Below are 16,458 nucleotides of genomic sequence, written 5' to 3'. Positions count from 1 at the left end.
GTCGATCGGGTCAGACCAGCCATGCCGACGAGTTCGGTGCGAGGTGACCGTCGATCAGCGGCGAGCTGGTGAGCAGCAGCTCACCAGCGGGCAGTGCCACCGGTTCGTCGGTGGTGTTCAACGCACAGATCAGCTCACCCTCGGACCTTCGGAACGCCAGGCAACCTTCCGGCGCCCCGTACCACTCGACTGTTTCACCATTGAATTCGGGCCGCGTATAACGCATTTCGAGTGCCTGCCGGTACAGCGACAGCATCGAGCCGACGTCTTCGAGTTCGCTCTCGACGGTGAACCGCACCCACGATGCGGGGATCGGGAGCCATGTGTCGGGGTTGCTGGAGAATCCGAACGGCGGCTCGAATCCCTCCCAGGGCAACGGAACCCGGCATCCGTCGCGGCCACGTTCGGTGTGTCCGGACCGTTTCCACACCGGATCCTGCAGCACTTCGTCGGGGAGGTCGGCGTTGGGTAAGCCGAGTTCGGCGCCGTTGTAGATGAATACCGTTCCGGGAAGAGCCAATTCGACCAGGATCATCGCCCGCGCGCGCGCCAGGCCCAGGTCGATGTCGACCACGTGTTCGGGGCCGGACTTCGCGTCGGATTCGGATTCGGAGTCGGCTTCGGCGTCGGTGGGAGGCTCTATGGTTCCGTAGCGGGTCACCTCGCGGTCGACATCGTGATTCGACAGGGTCCAGGTGGGTACCCCGCCGACCGAGAGCACAGCGTCCAGAGAGTTCTCGATCGCGTCGCGGATCGCGTCGACCTCGAAGGGCGCCTTGGCCAGACGGAAGTTGAAGCCCATGTGGAGTTCGTCCGGACGCAGGTACTCGGCGAAACGTTCGTTGTCGTCCACCCAGATCTCGCCGACGTTGGCCGCCCCCGGATACTCGTCGATCACCTTGCGGATCTTGCGGTGGATGTCGTGGACCGCATAGTTGTTGAACCGCGGGTCGTCGTCGCTGTTCTGCAGGAGTCCAACGGTTTCGAGGTCCATGTCGGGTAGCTCGGCGGGCTTGGCCATGCCGTGCGCGACGTCGATGCGGAAACCGTCGATCCCGCGGTCGAGCCAGAACCGCAAGGTACGTTCGAGGTCGTCGAACACCTCGGGATTCTCCCAGTTCAGATCGGGTTGCTCGGGCGCGAAGATGTGCAGATACCATTGGCCCGGTGAACCGTCTGCCTCGGTGACCCGCCGCCACGCCGAACCGCCGAACACGCTGTGCCAGTTGTTGGGCGGATCGTTTCCGTCCTCCCCGGTGCCGTCGCGGAAGATGTATCGCGCCCGTTCGGGGCTGCCAGGTCCCGCGGCGACGGCCTCGACGAACCACGGATGCTGATCGCTGGTGTGGTTGGGGACCAGGTCCATGGTGATGCGGATGCCGCGGTCATGGGCTTCGGCCACCAACTCGTCGAACTCGGCGAGATCACCGAAGATCGGATCGATGTCGCGGGGGTCCGAGACGTCGTAGCCGTGATCAGCCATCGGCGAGCGCATGATCGGGCTGAGCCAGACGGCGTCGACGCCGAGGAGTTCGAGGTAGCCGAGCTTGTCGATGACACCGGCCAGATCGCCCACCCCGTCGCCGTTCAGGTCGGAGAACGACCGGGGATAGATCTGGTAGAAGATGGCCGATCGCCACCAGCTGTCGTCGCCCGGGTCCAACTGCGAGACCACTGGGGCCGCAGCGGGCTCGGCCTCGACGTCGGTCTCATCGAGAGTGTCGGGGTCGACGGGAACAACATCCGGTGTCTCATCGCTCACCGTAGTAATTCTGCCCTACCTGAGTTTTCGCGCAGAAACGCTGGTCGGATCGGCGCGTCGGCTCGGCAGTCAACGGGGGCTGCAGGGCTCAGAAGGGGGAGTTCATCATCGACTGGGCCGCCATCTCCATGTAGTCGATCAGTGCCTGCCGGTGCGGCGGATCGAGCGTGGTGTCGTCGACGGCCGCGATGGCCGTGTGCATGCAGCGCAGCCAGGCGTCCCGCTCGATCGGGCCGATGCGATAGGGATGGTGGCGCATCCGCAGTCGCGGGTGTCCGCGCTCCTCGGAGTAGGTGCGGGGCCCGCCCCAGTACTGCTCGAGAAACATCCTCAGCCGACGTTCGGCGGGCCCGAGGTCCTCCTCCGGATACATCGGGCGCAGCACCTCGTCGCGGGCAACCCCTTCATAGAACACACGGGTGATGGTGTCGAAGGTCGCGGCCCCACCCACCTCGTCGTAGAAGGAACGCGCAGGTTGCGTCTCCGTTTGCCGGCCTGCCGCCGGGATCTCACCACTCACGCATTCCATTGTCCCCGCACGGGGAGGTGGTCTCAACCAAGTGATCGGCAGAGGCGACGGTGCGGCGCGAGTGGTGGTCGGGGTCTGCGGGCAACGGGCCGTTCATCTGGCTGACCTGCATGTACACGCAGTGTTCTCGTGCGTGACGTCGACTTCCGTGATCCACTTGACGGTGTTCGACGTGGGCTTGAGGCGTTCGACGTGGGCGGGAGGCGCGATGACACGCAGTGCACATCACATCGGCGTGCCGCGTGAATCGGCACCTTCGCGGGTATCGACACCGTCCCGGGTATCGACACCGTCCCGGGAATCGACGCCGTCGCGCGACACCACGTTGTGGGGGCGCCGGAGGGTGTTGCTCCTCAACGCCACCTACGAACCGCTGACGGCCATCTCGATCCGACGCGCGATCGTCCTCGTGCTGCGCGAGCGTGCCGACGTCATCGACGCCGACACCACAGGGTCGGCCGTGCACTCGGCCGGGATAGCGGTGCCGATCCCCTCGGTGATCCGGCTCCGCAGCTTTGTGCGGGTGCCCTACCGGGCGTCGATACCGATGACGCGGGCCGCGCTGATGCATCGTGATCGGTTCCGCTGCGGATACTGCGGGGCCAAGGCCAACACGATCGATCACGTGCTCCCACGCAGCCGGGGCGGGGAGCACCGTTGGGAGAACTGCGTCGCCTGCTGTGCGAGCTGCAACCATCGCAAGGCAGATCGTCTACTCAGCGAGCTCGGTTGGGCGCTGCGCGTGAAGCCCGCGATCCCGCGGGGCACGCACTGGCGCCTGTTGGCGTCGGTCAAGGAGATTGATCCGGCGTGGCGCCGGTATATCGACGCCGGAGCTGCCTGAGCCGGTCTACGACGCACTGTAGGGGTCAGTGCCCGAACGGCGGTTCGGTGAGCTAGATTGATCACACCAGCTCTTCGGCAGGCGCGTCCGCGTCGGCGACGAGGAGTGAACGCAAGAGATTGCGGCGAACGAACGAAAGGGTGACATGGACAACCTGATCGTCTACATCGGAGTGCCCGTCACGATCCTGGTGGTCATCGCCGCCTTGGCGTGTGTGGTGTCGATGGCGTTTTCGTCGGGTCTGAAGTATCCGAAGCTGCAGGAATACAGCCTCGATCAGCCGTGGGATCGAGCCCCCTTGCTTTTCAGTGCCACGGATATCGAGCCGATGGCGCTCGCGGGTCACGCGGAACCGACTGATGTGGATGGAGGCTCGGCCAGTGCCAAGTGGTGACGTTTCTCATGTGACAGATTCCGGTTCGACCCTGGAGGCCACCACGGCCTCGGCTCTGCCCGTCGGCACGGTCGTCACCAACAGTGGACGCGTCTCGGCGACGCGATTCCCGGGACAGACCCCCACCACGCCGCCGTTCAGTCGGGACGAACTCGTCGAGTTGGACGAGGCACTGACCGCGGCCAGCGAGAAGGCGCTCGTCCGGTTCTCGGTTTACATCGGCGATCTCGGTGCCGATCCGGTGGCCGACGCGCGAGCCGTGCTGGCCAAGGCGCCCGAGCCGGCCCACGGTGCCCTCATCGCGGTGTCGCCGAATACGCACGACGTCGTCGTGGTGTCGGGTAGCGCCGTGGCCGATCGAGTCAACGACCGGGTTGCCGGTCTCGGCGTCACCGCTGCCATCTCCAGCATCCGCCAGGGCGAGCTCATCGACGGACTGGTGTCCGCGCTGCACGTGATGGCCACCGCCGCCGCCGCGATCTGAACCGCTCAACCTCTCCGCTCCCCGGTTGAGCCCCTCCGCTCGCTGGTCGAGCCATCCGCCCGCTGGTTGAGCGCGTCCACCCGCTGGTTGAGCTTGTCGAAACCACCGCTGGTTGAGCGCCTCCGCCCGCTGGTTGAGCTTGTCGAAACCACCGCTGGTTGAGCCGTCCACCCGCTGGTTGAGCTTGTCGAAACCACCGCTGGTTGAGCGCGTCCGCCCCGCTGGTTGAGCTTGTCGAAACCACCCGGGCACGCTCGACGCGATTTTGGGCACGCTCGACAGGGATCTGCGCTCGCTGGTCGAGCGCGTCCGCCCCGCTGGTTGAGCTTGTCGAAACCACCGGGCACGCTCGACGCGATTTTGGGCACGCTCGACGCGACGGAGCGGCGCCGCGCGGGATGAGGTTCCCCGCGCGACGCCGCTCCATCCAGCAGCCCGCCGGGTTCAGCTCGCGTCGAACTCGCGTGCGGCCAGCGACCTTTCCACTCCGGCTCGGCCTTCGGAGATCAATCGTTTGAGGGCGGGGGCGTGGTCACCATCCAGGAACTCGTCGGCCTTCGTCAACGCCTCGCTGCTGATATCCCACGAGGGGTACAGCCCCACCACCACGGTCTGGGCGACCTCGCTGGAGCGGCGCGCCCAAATGCCGGGCACCGCGTCGAAATACTTGTCGACGTAGGGCGCGAGCAGTTCGCCCTGACCGGGGCGATCGAAGCCGGCCACCACCGCGCGGGTGTAGATGTTCGAGCGGGTGTCGTCCTCCACGGCCTGCGCCCAGGCATCGGCCTTGGCCTCCGCCAGCGGTCGCGCGGCCCGGGCCGTCGCCGCCTGCCGTGCGCCCGCGGCCGTGTTGTCGCGTTTGGCCTCCGCGTCGATCACCGGTGTGTCGTCGGCGTCGCGATCGATCGCGCCCGCGGTGGCCAACGCCTGCACCAGCTTCCACCGCAGGTCGGTGTCGACGGTCAGGCCGCCCAGACCGTAGTCGGCCGGATCGTCGCCGTCCAGGATCGACTGCAGCATCTGGGTCTGATCCTCGTTGACCGCGCCCGAGAGCAGGGTGCTGACGAACGCGAGCTGGTGATCGGAGCCCTCATCGGCCTGCTGTGCGAGCTCGAGCAGGCGTGCGCTGAACGCGGGCCGGCCGGTGCTCGCCGCCCACACCGGGTCGGCGTAGGCGTTGATCGCGGTGGTGGCCTGCAGCAGAACTCGTTGCACCACACCGATTTCGGTTTCGGCGGCGATGCCGCGCGACACCAGTTCCACGAAGTCGCGGGCCTTCATCTCGGCTTGGCGCGTCATCTCCCAGGCCGCCGACCACACCAGGGTGCGTGGCATCGATTCGGTGATATCGCCGAGCCGTGTGGTGGCCGTCGACAGCGAATCGGGATCGAGCCGGACCGAGGCGTAGGTGAGGTCGTCGTCGTTGATCAGGATGAGCTTGCCACGTGCGACGCCGACCAGGTCGGCGACATCGGTGCGGTCACCGGAGACGTCGAGTTCCACGGTGTGCGTGCGAGTCAGCTTCCCGGAATCGTCGTCGTCGTAGACACCCACCCGCAACCGGTGGACACGGGTGTCGCCGGCGCCCGGTGTCGCGCCCTCCTGCACGATCGTGAAACGGGTGAACGCGCCCGAATCGTCGAGGTCGAAATCAGGCCGCAACACGTTGATGCCGGTGGTCTTGAGCCACTGGCTGCCCCAGTCCGACAGGTCGCGGCCAGACGACTTCTCCAGCGCGGCAAGCAGATCGGAGAATGTGGCATTACCGAAACGGTGCGATTCGAAGTAGTCGCGCAGGCCTGAGAGAAAGTCCTCGAGGCCGACGTAGGCGACCAACTGCTTGAGAACGGACGCACCCTTGGCGTAGGTGATGCCGTCGAAATTCACTTCGACTGCGGCGATGTCGGGGATGTCGGCGGCCACCGGATGGGTCGAGGGCAGCTGATCCTGCCGGTAGGCCCACGACTTCTCGACATTGGCGAAGGTGGTCCACGCGGTGGTGTATTCGGTGGCCTCCGACTGGCACAGCACCGATGCGAAGGTGGCGAAGGATTCGTTGAGCCACAGGTCATCCCACCACTTCATGGTGACCAGATCACCGAACCACATGTGTGCCATCTCGTGCAGCACCGTCTCGGCGCGGCGTTCGTAGTTGTACTTGGTGACGCGCGAGCGGAACACGTAGTCCTCGAGGAAGGTGACCGCGCCCGCGTTCTCCATGGCGCCCGCGTTGAACTCCGGCACGAACAGCTGGTCGTACTTGCCGAAAGCGTAGGGGATGCCGAAGTTCTCGTGATAGAAGCCAAAACCCTGTTTGGTCTCGGTGAAGAGCCGGTCGGCATCCATGAACTCGGCCAGCGACGCACGGCAGTAGATGCCGAGGGGAATCGTGCCGTGATCGTCGGAGTAGGAATCGGTCCACTCGGCGTACGGGCCGGCGATCAGCGCCACGAGGTACGTGCTCATCACCGGGGTCGTCTCGAATCGGTGCACACCGTCGGTGATCGACTCGGTGGGCGCGTTCGAGATCACCTTCCAGTCCTCCGGCGCGGTGACGGTGAGGGCATAGGTGGCCTTGAGATCGGGCTGGTCGAAGCACGCGAACATCCGCTTGGCGTCGGCCGTCTCGAACTGCGAGTATAGGTAGACCGAGTCGTCGGTGGGATCGACGAAGCGGTGCAGCCCCTCGCCGCTGTTGGAGTACGCGCAGTCGGCCACCACGGTCAAGGTGTTCTCCGCGGCCAGATCCGGCAGGGCGATACCGACCGACTCGTCGAAACCGGTGACGTCGAGTTCGGTGCCGTTGAGAGTCGCCGAGGTCAGGGTCGGCGCGACGAGATCGATGAAGGTCTCGGTGCCCGGGGTGGCGGTGAAGGTCACGGTGGTGGCCGACCGGAACGTCTTGACGCCCGCGGCGCCATTGCCGTCGGTCAGGTCGAGCTCGATGTCGTAGTGGGACACGTTTACGGTCGCCGCGCGTTGGGCGGCCTGGTCTCTGGTGAGGTTCGGAGCAGTCACAGTTGCCAGCTTAACGCCGCACGATGAGGCGGAATCCTTTGATGGCGGCGCTGGTTGAATGAGCCGAAGGGGACGAACAGAGTCCCGATCCGTTGCGGCGCGAGAGTCGATTGTGACCCCGACGCGCCGGACTACCGAGAGGATGAACACATGTCGGGAAATCGCGTGGACTTCTGGTTCGACCCGCTCTGCCCCTGGTGCTGGATCACGTCTCGTTGGATCCTCGAGGCCGAACAGGTCCGCGACATCGACGTCAACTTCCACATCATGAGTCTGGCCGTGCTCAACGAGGGCAAGGACATCCCTGACGACTATCGGGAAGGCCTCAAGGATGCGTGGCGTCCCGTGCGCGTGCTGGCTGCGGCCGCAGCGCAGAAGGGCGATGACATCCTGCTTCCCCTCTACACCGCGATGGGCACGCGTATTCACAACCAGGGCAACAAGGATTTCGACGACGTTATCGCCGCCGCACTGGCCGAGGTGGGTCTCGACCCCGCGCTGGCGAAGGCCGCCGACAGCACCGAATTCGACGAGGAGATCCGCCGCAGCCATCACGAAGGTATGGACAAGGTGGGCGAGGACGTCGGTACCCCGACCATCCACGTCAACGGCGTCGCCTTCTTCGGTCCGGTGCTCTCCCGGATTCCGCGCGGGGAGACCGCGGGCATGGTGTGGGACGGCGCGGTGGCGATGGCCTCCTACCCGCACTTCTTCGAGCTCAAGCGCGGCCGCGACGAAGACCCCGCATTCGACTGATGCCAACCGATCCGGGCGGCCGGCACCGCGCGGTGCCGGCGCGCCGGGTCAGATCCGTGGGGGTGGTTCGAGTCCGTTGGGCAGCCATCCCGCCGGCACCGCCGACGGGGGCGGCGGCGTGGTGATCGGTGTGGTGTTGCCGCTGCCCGCACCGCGCACGACCGTGCGGGGCCGGAAGAAGAGGGCGCCGGCGCGAGTGCGGTCGCGCAGCGCCGCGGCCCGCCACGTGAGCACCGGATGCGTCGACAACAGATTCACCACCCACACGAAGGGGCCCTTCTCGTGGGTGGCGCGGTCGGCGAACTCATCGAAGTCCACGGCCGAGAGCATGTACTTGCCCGCCGAGAGCACACCGATGGCACCCGGCGCTCCCGACGGCTGGGTGTAGTACCCGAAATTGTCGGCGGTGTACTCCTGGGCGCGTGAGAGCGCCGATCCGAGCACGGGGATGCGCATGGCCACGCCGGTGGCCAGCAGTCGCCAATAGGACACGTGGCCGGCGGCGATATGGCCCACCTCGTGTCCGATGACGAAACGCAGCGCGTCGGGATCACGGGATCGCCCGCCGATCTCGAACAGGTCGGAGTTCACCACCACGAACCGGCGGAAACCGTGCCCGGAGGCGAATGCGTTGATCGCGCCGTTGCCGAGCACCACGTAGGCGTCGGGTACGTACTCGAGTCCGTAGCGCGCAGCCGCGTCGACCACCATGCGGTAGCCCTCGGGGAACTGCGTCGGAGTCATCTGCACGCCGTTGACCCGCGGCGAGGCGTAGGTGATGCCACGGATGAGGAACAACAGCAGCGGCAGGGCCAGCACCAGCAGCACGTACTGACTGAGGCTGCCCTGCATGACCAGCAACACGATCACCGCGTATCCCACGACGGTCAACAGGATCAACAGCACCAGCAGCGGGATCTCCCACGGGTGCAACCGCGGTTTCGACGCGTAGCGGGCCGGTGCGAGCCACCGTCGGTTCGGGTCGAACGGCGGCGCGGCCGGGTCGTCGGCGTCGGCCACACCGGGAACATTGGGGATCGGCGAGGAGGCGTCCACGCCACCAATCTATAGTGACGCCATGCGCGTCTATCTCGGTGGAGATCATGCCGGTTTCGAACTCAAGGCCCAGATCGCCGACCATCTCACCCGTTCGGGTCACGAGGTGATCGACTGCGGTGCCCACGTCTACGACGCCCTCGACGACTATCCGGCGTTCTGCATCGCGGCCGCACAACGGACTGTCGACGATCCGGGCAGTCTGGGAATCGTGCTGGGCGGCAGCGGGAATGGTGAACAGATCGCGGCCAACAAGGTCAAGGGTGCGCGCTGCGCACTCGCGTGGAGCGTGGAGACCGCACAGCTTGCGCGCCAGCACAACAACGCACAGCTGATCGGCATCGGCGGCCGTATGCACACCACCGAGGAGGCGCTCGCCATCGTCGATGCCTTCGTGACCACGCCGTGGTCGGGGGAGGCGCGTCACCAGCGGCGCATCGACATCCTCGCCGATTACGAGAAGACCGGGGTCGCACCCGCCCTTCCGGAATCCTGACCGGCGGTCTAATCCGTCCTGGTTTGATCCGCCACCGTGCCCGAAGGTCACACCCTGCACCGCATCGCGCGGCGCCAGCAGCGGTTGTTCGGGGGTCGACGGGTGCGCACGAGCAGCCCTCAGGGACGGTTCGCCGACGGCGCCGCCCTCATCGACGGGATGATCTTCGCCGGCGCTGATGCGTGGGGCAAGCACCTCGTGCAGCGTTACCGGGACGGGCGCCGGCACCAGTTGGTGCACGTGCACCTCGGTCTGTACGGCACGTTCACGGAGCTGCCGGTGCCGATGCCCGAGCCCGTCGGTGCGGTGCGGCTACGCATCGAGGGAGATGAGTACGGCGTCGACCTGCGGGGCCCGACCGCCTGCGAGCTCTACACGCCCGCCGACCTCGACGCACTCACCGCGCGCCTGGGACCCGACCCGTTGCGCAGCGACGCGGACCCGGAGCGCGCCTGGCAGGCGATCGCCCGGTCACGACGTCCGGTGGGTGCGCTGCTGATGGATCAGAAGGTGATCGCCGGCGTCGGCAACGTCTACCGCGCCGAGGTGCTCTTCCGCGCGGGTATCGACCCGATGCGACCGGGCCGCACAATCGCCCGCGACGAGTTCGATGCGATCTGGTGCGATCTCGTCGAACTCATGCGGGTGGGCGTGCGTCGCGGACGCATTCATGTGGTGCGACCCGAGGACGACCACGGCCCGGGTTCGTATGCGCCGAACCGGCCGCGTACCTACGTGTACCGGAGGGCGGGGGAGCCGTGCCGCATCTGCGGCACGCCCGTGGCCGTCGCCGATCTCGAGGGGCGCAACCTGTACTGGTGCCCGGTCTGCCAGCGATGAACGCGGCGCCGTTGCGCCGAAGGTGAGGTCAGTGGCTCTCGGCGCGCTGCGCCATGATGAGCAACTCGTCGCGCTGAGTGCCGGCCGGGAGACGGTTGATGCGGCTGTAGAGGTGGCGGCGCTGGAGTGCGGAGGGAATGAGGCGTGCACGGATGCGTGCGAAAGACATGGGTACTGCTGCTTTCTCGGTTTCGTTCGTCTTGCTGTGTCGAGGTCCGCTCAGTGGAACCCCGTCTCAATCCATTGTTCGCGTTACATTTGTGTTAATCAACCTGGTCGGATGTGATTCGGCCAACGTTTTGTTGCGTGCTGAGCGCGCATTCGGCGCAGATCACAGCCAACGTTCAGCGTTGTGCGCAGGCGCTCTCATCCGCGCCCACCCACAATGGGCTCATGCCCACGGACTCCGCCCCGATCACCGTGCTTGCCGTGGGCGGCACCGGCGAGTCGTTCGACGGGGACACCCGCACCGAGGTGACCGGCATGCTCGAGTCGGTGACCGCCGACCTCGATGAGCGGTTCGTCGCGCGCTGGGTCGGATACCCCGCCAGTTACGGGCCGGCGCCGCAACGCATCGGGATCAGTTACGCACGCAGCGTCGAGATCGGCGTGAGTCGGCTGGCGGATGCCTTCGCCGCGACCGAGGGGCCGGTGGTGCTGATCGGATACTCCCAGGGCGCGGTGGTGGTGCGCACCTTCGCGCACAACCTGTCCGCACGTGCCGACCCTGGCCTGCACAGGCTGTGCGCCTTCGGATTCGTGGCCGACCCCCACCAGCCCCCGGGCGTGGTACCGGGATGTGATGGATGGGGCGTGGCCGGCGCGGGACCGTCGCTCCCGTCGTCGGTGCCGGCCTGGTGGGTGGGTACCGCCGACGACATGATCTGCAATGCAGAACCCGACTCACTCATCCGCGACGTCGCCGATCTGACCGGGGCAATGGAATTCCACAGTCCGGTCGCGTGGCTTCGCCACATGTGGCAGACGCTGCGCGACAACGCTTTTCAGAACGCCGCTCGAACCTCGATCTCGCCGGCCCAGTGGCGTCGCGACGCCACCAGACTGCGTGCGGCCTATTGGTCCGCGCGCCGGTATCTGCCCGCGCTGATCGTCTGGCGCAGTCTGGTGATACGCAATCCGTCCGGCGGACGGCACACCTCCTATCGGTCCGAGCCGTATCGGCGGTCGGTGACCGATCCCGACACCACGGGCTGTCAGGCGCTTGCGCGCTGGTTGCAGGTGATCGCGACGTTCGACGGATATTCGCGTCTCGAGTCGTGCGAAACTCCCCGCTGAGCGACACTGATCTAGGCCCGATGGGCGGCCATCGGTGAACTCCAGCGGAAAGACGTGCACGTGGATCATTTCGACATCGTTGTCATCGGGTCCGGACCGGCCGGGCAGAAGGCGGCCATCGCTGCCGCGAAGCTCGGCAAGAGGGCGGCGATCGTGGAACGTCGCGACATGGTGGGCGGGGTGTGTATCAATACCGGCACCATCCCGTCGAAGACGCTCCGGGAGGCCGTACTGTATCTGACCGGCCTCAATCAGCGGGATATGTACGGGCAGTCGTACCGGGTGAAGTCCGACATCACGGTCGGTGACCTGTCGGCGCGGACCATGCACGTGGTCGGCAAGGAAATCGACATCATCCAGAATCAGTTGGCGCGCAACAACGTCACCATGCTCATCGGCAGTGCGTTCTTCGTCGATCCGCACGAGATCGCGATCGAGGACGCGACCGGCGACCTCAAACGTGTCCGAGCCGACAAGTTCGTCGTGGCGGTGGGAACCCGGCCCGCCCGGCCCTCGACCGTCGAGTTCGACGGTGTCACGGTGGTCGATTCCGACCAGATTCTCGATCTCGACCGCGTACCGAGTTCGATGGTGGTGGTGGGGGCCGGTGTGATCGGCATCGAATACGCCTCCATGTTTGCCGCACTGGGCACCAAGGTGACCGTGATCGAACAGCGTCCGGCAATGCTCGACTTCTGCGACCGGGAGATCGTGGAGGCGCTGCAGTATCAGCTACGTGAGCGCGGGGTGACCTTCCGCTTCGGCGAGCAGGTCAACACCGTGGAGACCCATCCCTCCGGGACGCTGACCATCTTGGCGTCGGGCAAGAAGATCCCCGCCGACACGGTGCTGTATTCGGCTGGGCGACAAGGTGTTTCCGACGAACTCAAGGTCGAGGCTGCCGGTCTGGTGGCCGACAAGCGCGGTCGGCTCAGCGTCGACGAGAACTTCCGCACCGACGTGGAGCACATCTATGCCGTCGGCGACATCATCGGTTTTCCGGCGCTGGCGGCGACGTCGATGGAACAGGGGCGGCGCGCCGCCTACCATGCCTTCGGCGAACCGGTGGGGGACACCGACATGACGATGCAGCCGATCGGCATCTACGCGATCCCCGAGATCAGTTTCGTCGGCCGCACCGAGGATCAGCTCACCGCCGACAACATCCCGTTCGAGGTGGGCGTCGCCCGCTACCGTGAACTTGCCCGCGGCGCGATCATGGGCGACTCCTACGGCATGCTCAAGCTGCTCGTGCACGCCGAAGACCGCACGCTCCTCGGTGTGCACGCCTTCGGCAGCAATGCCGCCGAACTCGTCCACATCGGTCAGACCGTGATGGGCCTGGGCGGCACCGTCGACTACCTGGTGGATGCGGTGTTCAACTATCCCACCCTGGCCGAGGGCTACAAGGTGGCCGCCCTCGACGCGTCGAACAAGATGCGGGCGATCGCGCGGGTACGCGCCGAGGGCAAGCAACTGGGTCTCGACGCCGGGGCGCCGGTCTAGCGGCCCTGTTCTACAGGGTCACGTTCATCGGAGTGACATTCCAGATGTCCGTGCAGTACTCGGCGATGGCACGATCCGACGAGAACTTGCCGCTGCGCGCCGAATTGAGGATCGACATCCTCGACCAGCGGTCGTGGTCGAGCCAGGCCTCGCCGACCGCGGCCTGGGACTCCATGTAGGAGCGGTAGTCGGCGAGCACCAGGAACGGGTCGTCGAAGACGAGGTTGTCGACGACGGGGCGCAGGATCTCGGTGTCGCCGTGGGTGAAGTGACCCGAGGCGATCAACTCGAGTACCGACGCCAGTTCGGGATCGCTCTCGATGTACGACATCGGCCGATACCCGTCGCGCTTGACGCTCTCCACCTGATCCTCGGTCAGCCCGAACAGGAAGAAGTTCTCCGCGCCGGCTTCCTCACGGATCTCCACGTTGGCACCGTCGAGCGTGCCGATGGTCAGTGCGCCGTTGATCATGAACTTCATGTTGCCGGTGCCCGAGGCCTCCTTACCTGCCGTGGAGATCTGTTCGGACAGGTTGGCGGCCGGGTAGACGAGGTGGGCGTTCTGCACGTTGAAGTTGGGTAGGAACACCACCTTCATGTACCTGTTCACCACCGGATCGGAGTTCACGGTGTCGCCGATGGCGGTGATCAACTTGATCATCCGCTTCGCGAAGAAGTATCCCGGTGCCGCTTTGCCGCCGAAGATGTACACCCGCGGCGGGATCGTCATGCCCGGGTTGTTCTTGAGCTGCTGATACATGCTGACGATGTGCAGCGCGTTGAGGTGCTGTCGTTTGTACTCGTGGATGCGCTTGACCTGGACGTCGAACATCCAGGTGGGATCGAGCTCGATGCCGGTGACACCGTGGACGTACTCGGCCAGCCGCCCCTTGTTGTCGCGCTTCACCGCACGCCAACGCTCGCGGAACGACGGATCGTCGGCATGGGTTTCGAGACCGCGCAGCCGATCCAGGTCGGTCAGCCAGCCCTCGCCGATGGTCTCGTCGAGCAGTTCACGCAGACCCGGGTTCGACAGGGCCAGGAATCGCCGCGGCGTCACGCCGTTGGTGACGTTGCCGAACCGCTCGGGCCACATCTCGTAGAAGTCGTGAAGAACGCTCTGCTTGAGCAGCTCCGAATGCAACTCTGCGACCCCGTTGACCGCATGACTGCCGACGGTGGCCAGATGCGCCATCCGGACGCTCTTGCCGCCCTCTTCGCCGATCAGCGACATCCGGCGGACCCTGTCCTCGTCGTCGGGGAACCTCTCGCGGACCTCGGCGAGGAACCGGTCGTTGATCTCGTAGATCAGTTCCAGATGTCGCGGCAACGCCTCGGCGAAGATCCGCAGCGACCAGGTTTCCAATGCCTCCGGCAACAGCGTGTGGTTGGTGTAGCCGAAGGTGGCGACGGTCAGATCCCAGGCCTCGTCCCACGGCAGTTTGTGCTCATCGATGAGCAGTCGCATCAGCTCGGCCACCGCGATCGACGGGTGGGTGTCGTTGAGCTGGATGGCCCACTTGTTCGGAAGGTCGGCGAGGGTGAGGTGAGCACGTTCGATGTGGATGCGCAGAATGTCCTGCAGCGAGCACGTCACGAAGAAGTACTGCTGCAACAGCCGGAGCCGTTTACCCGCCTCGGGTTCGTCGTTGGGGTAGAGCACCTTCGAGACGGTCTCCGACACCACCTCGTCGTCGACGGCCTTGTAGAAGTCGCCGGTGTTGAAGGCGTCGAGGGCGAAGGATTCGACGGCGCGGGCACTCCACAGGGTGAGGGTGTTGCACGTGTTGACGCCGTAGCCCTGTACCGGAGTGTCGAACGAAGTGCCTTTGAGCACGCGCCCGGGCACCCAGCGCACCCGGAGCTTGCCCGACACATCTTCGTACTGCTCGGTGTGCCCACCCCAGTTGACGAAGTAGCTGGCATCGGGTTTCTCGATCTCCCAGGGGTTACCGTGCGCCAGCCAGTTGTCGGTCTTCTCGATCTGCCAGCCGTCGCTGATCTCCTGCTTGAAGATGCCGAACTCATAGCGGATGCCGTAGCCGATGGACGGCCGTTCCAGCGTGGCCAGTGAATCGAGATAGCAGGCGGCCAGCCGACCGAGGCCGCCGTTACCCAGCCCGGGCTCGGGTTCGCAGGCGATCACCTCGTCGAGGTCCTGGCCGAGATCGGCCAGCGCCGCCCGGGCTTCGTCCTCGATGTTGAGGTTGAGGAGGTTGTTGCCGAGCTGCGGACCCATCAGGAACTCCGCCGACAGGTAGCAGGTCACCTTGTTCGACAGGTCGAGCCAGTCCTGCGTTGTCGACATCCACCGCTGCTGCATGCGATCGCGAACCGCGAGTGACAAAGCGCGGTAATAGTGTTCGGGGCCGAGGACCGCCGCGGGGCGGGCGATGGAGTAGGTGAGGTGATCGGAAACGGCGGCTTTGAGCGCCGCCACCGTCATTCCGGTGCGCGTCTGACCGGTCGGGCCGGTCACGGTGGCGTCCTCGGCAATGGGGCGAGCGGTGTCGGTCACTGGCATCTCCTGGTCGCGGGCCGACCCGACGTGGGTCTGCGGACAGGCAAGTTTGTCACTCTCGTATTACAGGCGGCGTGCGGTCGGCGTCGCCGACGTTAACTGCAACCGAATGTGTGGATACCGGCAGCTCACACAGTGAATCCGGGGTGATGTGCGACCCCTGGACAGGGGACAGAAAGGCGTCACCCCGCCGGCCGAATCGGCCGACGGGGTGACGTCGAATGTGCGGAGGCGTCAGTTGCCGTCGTACCGACCGCCGACCGTGCCGCGCACCACGATCGGGCTGCCCTGCGGGATGGTGTTGTACACCCACTGGCCGTTCTCGGTGCTGACGTTGATGCAGCCGTGGCTCACGTTGCTCTTACCCTGCTGGGCCACCGACCACGGTGCGGCATGGATGAAGATGCCGTCCGACGACATGCGGGTCGCCCAGTAGACGTCGGTGCGATAACCCTCGGGGGAATCAACCGGCACGCCGTAGGTGGAGGAGTCCATCACGATGTGCTGGTACTTCTCGCGGGTGTAGTAGACGCCGTTGGGGGTCGGATGCGCATCGGAGCCCATCGAGATCGGCATCGACTTGACGAACTTGCCGTCCTTCCACCAGTAGATGGTGTGGTCCTTGTCGGAGGCCAGCGCGATCCAGCCGGTCGAGGTCTTGACGTTCGGGATCGCCGGGACGCCCGGGGTCTCCTCGGTGGTGGCCGGCGGCTGCGGCTTCGGCGTCGGCTTGGGGGTCGTCGGCGGGGTCGGGGTGGGCGGGGTCGGCAGACCCGGCACGTTGGGCACCTCGACGGGGGGCAGACCCGGGATGACGGTGACCGGAGTGGCCTGGGCGATGGCGGGCAGCGCCAGTGCGACGGCCACAACGCTGATCACGGTCGCGACGAAACGACGGGCGATCCCACGACGGTTGCGGTGTGACGGGTTGATGTTCAGCACGGAAGTTCTCGGAC

Annotated in this window: 15 protein-coding genes; 8 read left to right on the top strand and 7 right to left on the bottom strand. The window is 65.9% G+C overall.

Going from position 1 to position 16,458, the window contains the following annotated elements:
• Window positions 1-10: 10 nt before the first annotated feature.
• Together ACWDTD_RS13100 and ACWDTD_RS13095 are read right to left on the bottom strand one after the other, a co-directional pair.
• Entirely contained in the window at window positions 11-1,771 is a 1,761-nt protein-coding gene (locus tag ACWDTD_RS13100; RefSeq protein ID WP_449747572.1) for a glycoside hydrolase family 13 protein, read from the bottom strand.
• A 79-nt stretch (window positions 1,772-1,850) separates the two neighbouring features.
• Window positions 1,851-2,291 (bottom strand): globin, encoded by a 441-nt coding sequence (locus ACWDTD_RS13095; protein ID WP_449747529.1) that lies wholly within the window; start codon window positions 2,289-2,291, stop codon window positions 1,851-1,853.
• Window positions 2,292-2,499: 208 nt separating this feature from the next.
• Here ACWDTD_RS13095 and ACWDTD_RS13090 point away from each other — a divergent pair, with 208 nt between their 5' ends.
• The 3 genes from ACWDTD_RS13090 (at window position 2,500) to ACWDTD_RS13080 (ending at window position 4,013) form a co-directional block, all read left to right on the top strand.
• Window positions 2,500-3,135 (top strand): HNH endonuclease, encoded by a 636-nt coding sequence (locus tag ACWDTD_RS13090; RefSeq protein ID WP_449747528.1) that lies wholly within the window; start codon window positions 2,500-2,502, stop codon window positions 3,133-3,135.
• Window positions 3,136-3,280: 145 nt separating this feature from the next.
• Window positions 3,281-3,529, top strand: coding sequence for an aa3-type cytochrome oxidase subunit CtaJ (gene ctaJ, locus ACWDTD_RS13085; RefSeq protein ID WP_449747527.1), 249 nt, complete (start codon window positions 3,281-3,283; stop codon window positions 3,527-3,529).
• Complete coding sequence (locus ACWDTD_RS13080; RefSeq protein ID WP_449747526.1) at window positions 3,516-4,013, top strand: DUF5130 family protein; 498 nt, start codon at window positions 3,516-3,518, stop codon at window positions 4,011-4,013. The genes ctaJ and ACWDTD_RS13080 overlap by 14 nt, the downstream gene beginning before the upstream one ends.
• A 444-nt stretch (window positions 4,014-4,457) precedes the next feature.
• Here the strand turns inward: ACWDTD_RS13080 and pepN are convergent, their stop codons facing one another.
• A complete protein-coding gene (gene pepN / locus ACWDTD_RS13075; protein WP_449747525.1) occupies window positions 4,458-7,031 on the bottom strand; it encodes an aminopeptidase N in 2,574 nt (857 codons plus the stop codon).
• A gap of 150 nt (window positions 7,032-7,181) precedes the next feature.
• Here pepN and ACWDTD_RS13070 point away from each other — a divergent pair, with 150 nt between their 5' ends.
• A complete protein-coding gene (locus ACWDTD_RS13070; protein WP_449747524.1) occupies window positions 7,182-7,787 on the top strand; it encodes a DsbA family oxidoreductase in 606 nt (201 codons plus the stop codon).
• A 48-nt stretch (window positions 7,788-7,835) separates the two neighbouring features.
• Here the strand turns inward: ACWDTD_RS13070 and ACWDTD_RS13065 are convergent, their stop codons facing one another.
• The gene (locus tag ACWDTD_RS13065) at window positions 7,836-8,843 is read right to left on the bottom strand and encodes a M48 family metallopeptidase (protein WP_449747523.1); all 1,008 of its coding nucleotides are present in this window, start codon (window positions 8,841-8,843) and stop codon (window positions 7,836-7,838) included.
• A 22-nt stretch (window positions 8,844-8,865) separates the two neighbouring features.
• On the opposite strand from ACWDTD_RS13065, the gene ACWDTD_RS13060 reads away from it, so the two are divergent.
• Both ACWDTD_RS13060 and ACWDTD_RS13055 read left to right on the top strand, forming a co-directional pair.
• A complete protein-coding gene (locus ACWDTD_RS13060; protein WP_449747522.1) occupies window positions 8,866-9,339 on the top strand; it encodes a ribose-5-phosphate isomerase in 474 nt (157 codons plus the stop codon).
• Between the two features lie 36 nt (window positions 9,340-9,375).
• Complete coding sequence (locus ACWDTD_RS13055) at window positions 9,376-10,179, top strand: Fpg/Nei family DNA glycosylase (protein WP_449747521.1); 804 nt, start codon at window positions 9,376-9,378, stop codon at window positions 10,177-10,179.
• Window positions 10,180-10,207: 28 nt separating this feature from the next.
• Here the strand turns inward: ACWDTD_RS13055 and ACWDTD_RS13050 are convergent, their stop codons facing one another.
• Window positions 10,208-10,348 carry a hypothetical protein gene (locus ACWDTD_RS13050; RefSeq protein WP_449747520.1) on the bottom strand — a complete coding sequence of 47 codons (141 nt, stop codon included), beginning with the start codon at window positions 10,346-10,348 and terminating at the stop codon, window positions 10,208-10,210.
• 224 nt (window positions 10,349-10,572) lie between these two features.
• On the opposite strand from ACWDTD_RS13050, the gene ACWDTD_RS13045 reads away from it, so the two are divergent.
• A complete protein-coding gene (locus ACWDTD_RS13045; protein ID WP_449747519.1) occupies window positions 10,573-11,475 on the top strand; it encodes a PE-PPE domain-containing protein in 903 nt (300 codons plus the stop codon).
• A 60-nt stretch (window positions 11,476-11,535) separates the two neighbouring features.
• Window positions 11,536-12,981 carry a Si-specific NAD(P)(+) transhydrogenase gene (gene sthA / locus ACWDTD_RS13040; protein WP_449747518.1) on the top strand — a complete coding sequence of 482 codons (1,446 nt, stop codon included), beginning with the start codon at window positions 11,536-11,538 and terminating at the stop codon, window positions 12,979-12,981.
• 10 nt (window positions 12,982-12,991) lie between these two features.
• On the opposite strand, the gene ACWDTD_RS13035 is transcribed toward sthA, so the two are convergent.
• Window positions 12,992-15,505: a glycogen/starch/alpha-glucan phosphorylase gene (locus tag ACWDTD_RS13035; protein WP_449747517.1), complete on the bottom strand. Its 2,514-nt coding sequence runs from the start codon at window positions 15,503-15,505 to the stop codon at window positions 12,992-12,994.
• 231 nt (window positions 15,506-15,736) lie between these two features.
• Window positions 15,737-16,444 carry a L,D-transpeptidase gene (locus tag ACWDTD_RS13030; RefSeq protein ID WP_449747516.1) on the bottom strand — a complete coding sequence of 236 codons (708 nt, stop codon included), beginning with the start codon at window positions 16,442-16,444 and terminating at the stop codon, window positions 15,737-15,739.
• Window positions 16,445-16,458 lie beyond the last annotated feature (14 nt).

The sequence above is a fragment of the Gordonia sp. NPDC003425 genome, assembly GCF_053588635.1.
Note: the sequence above shows the minus strand (reverse complement) of the source record. Positions and strands in the feature narration are given on the sequence as shown.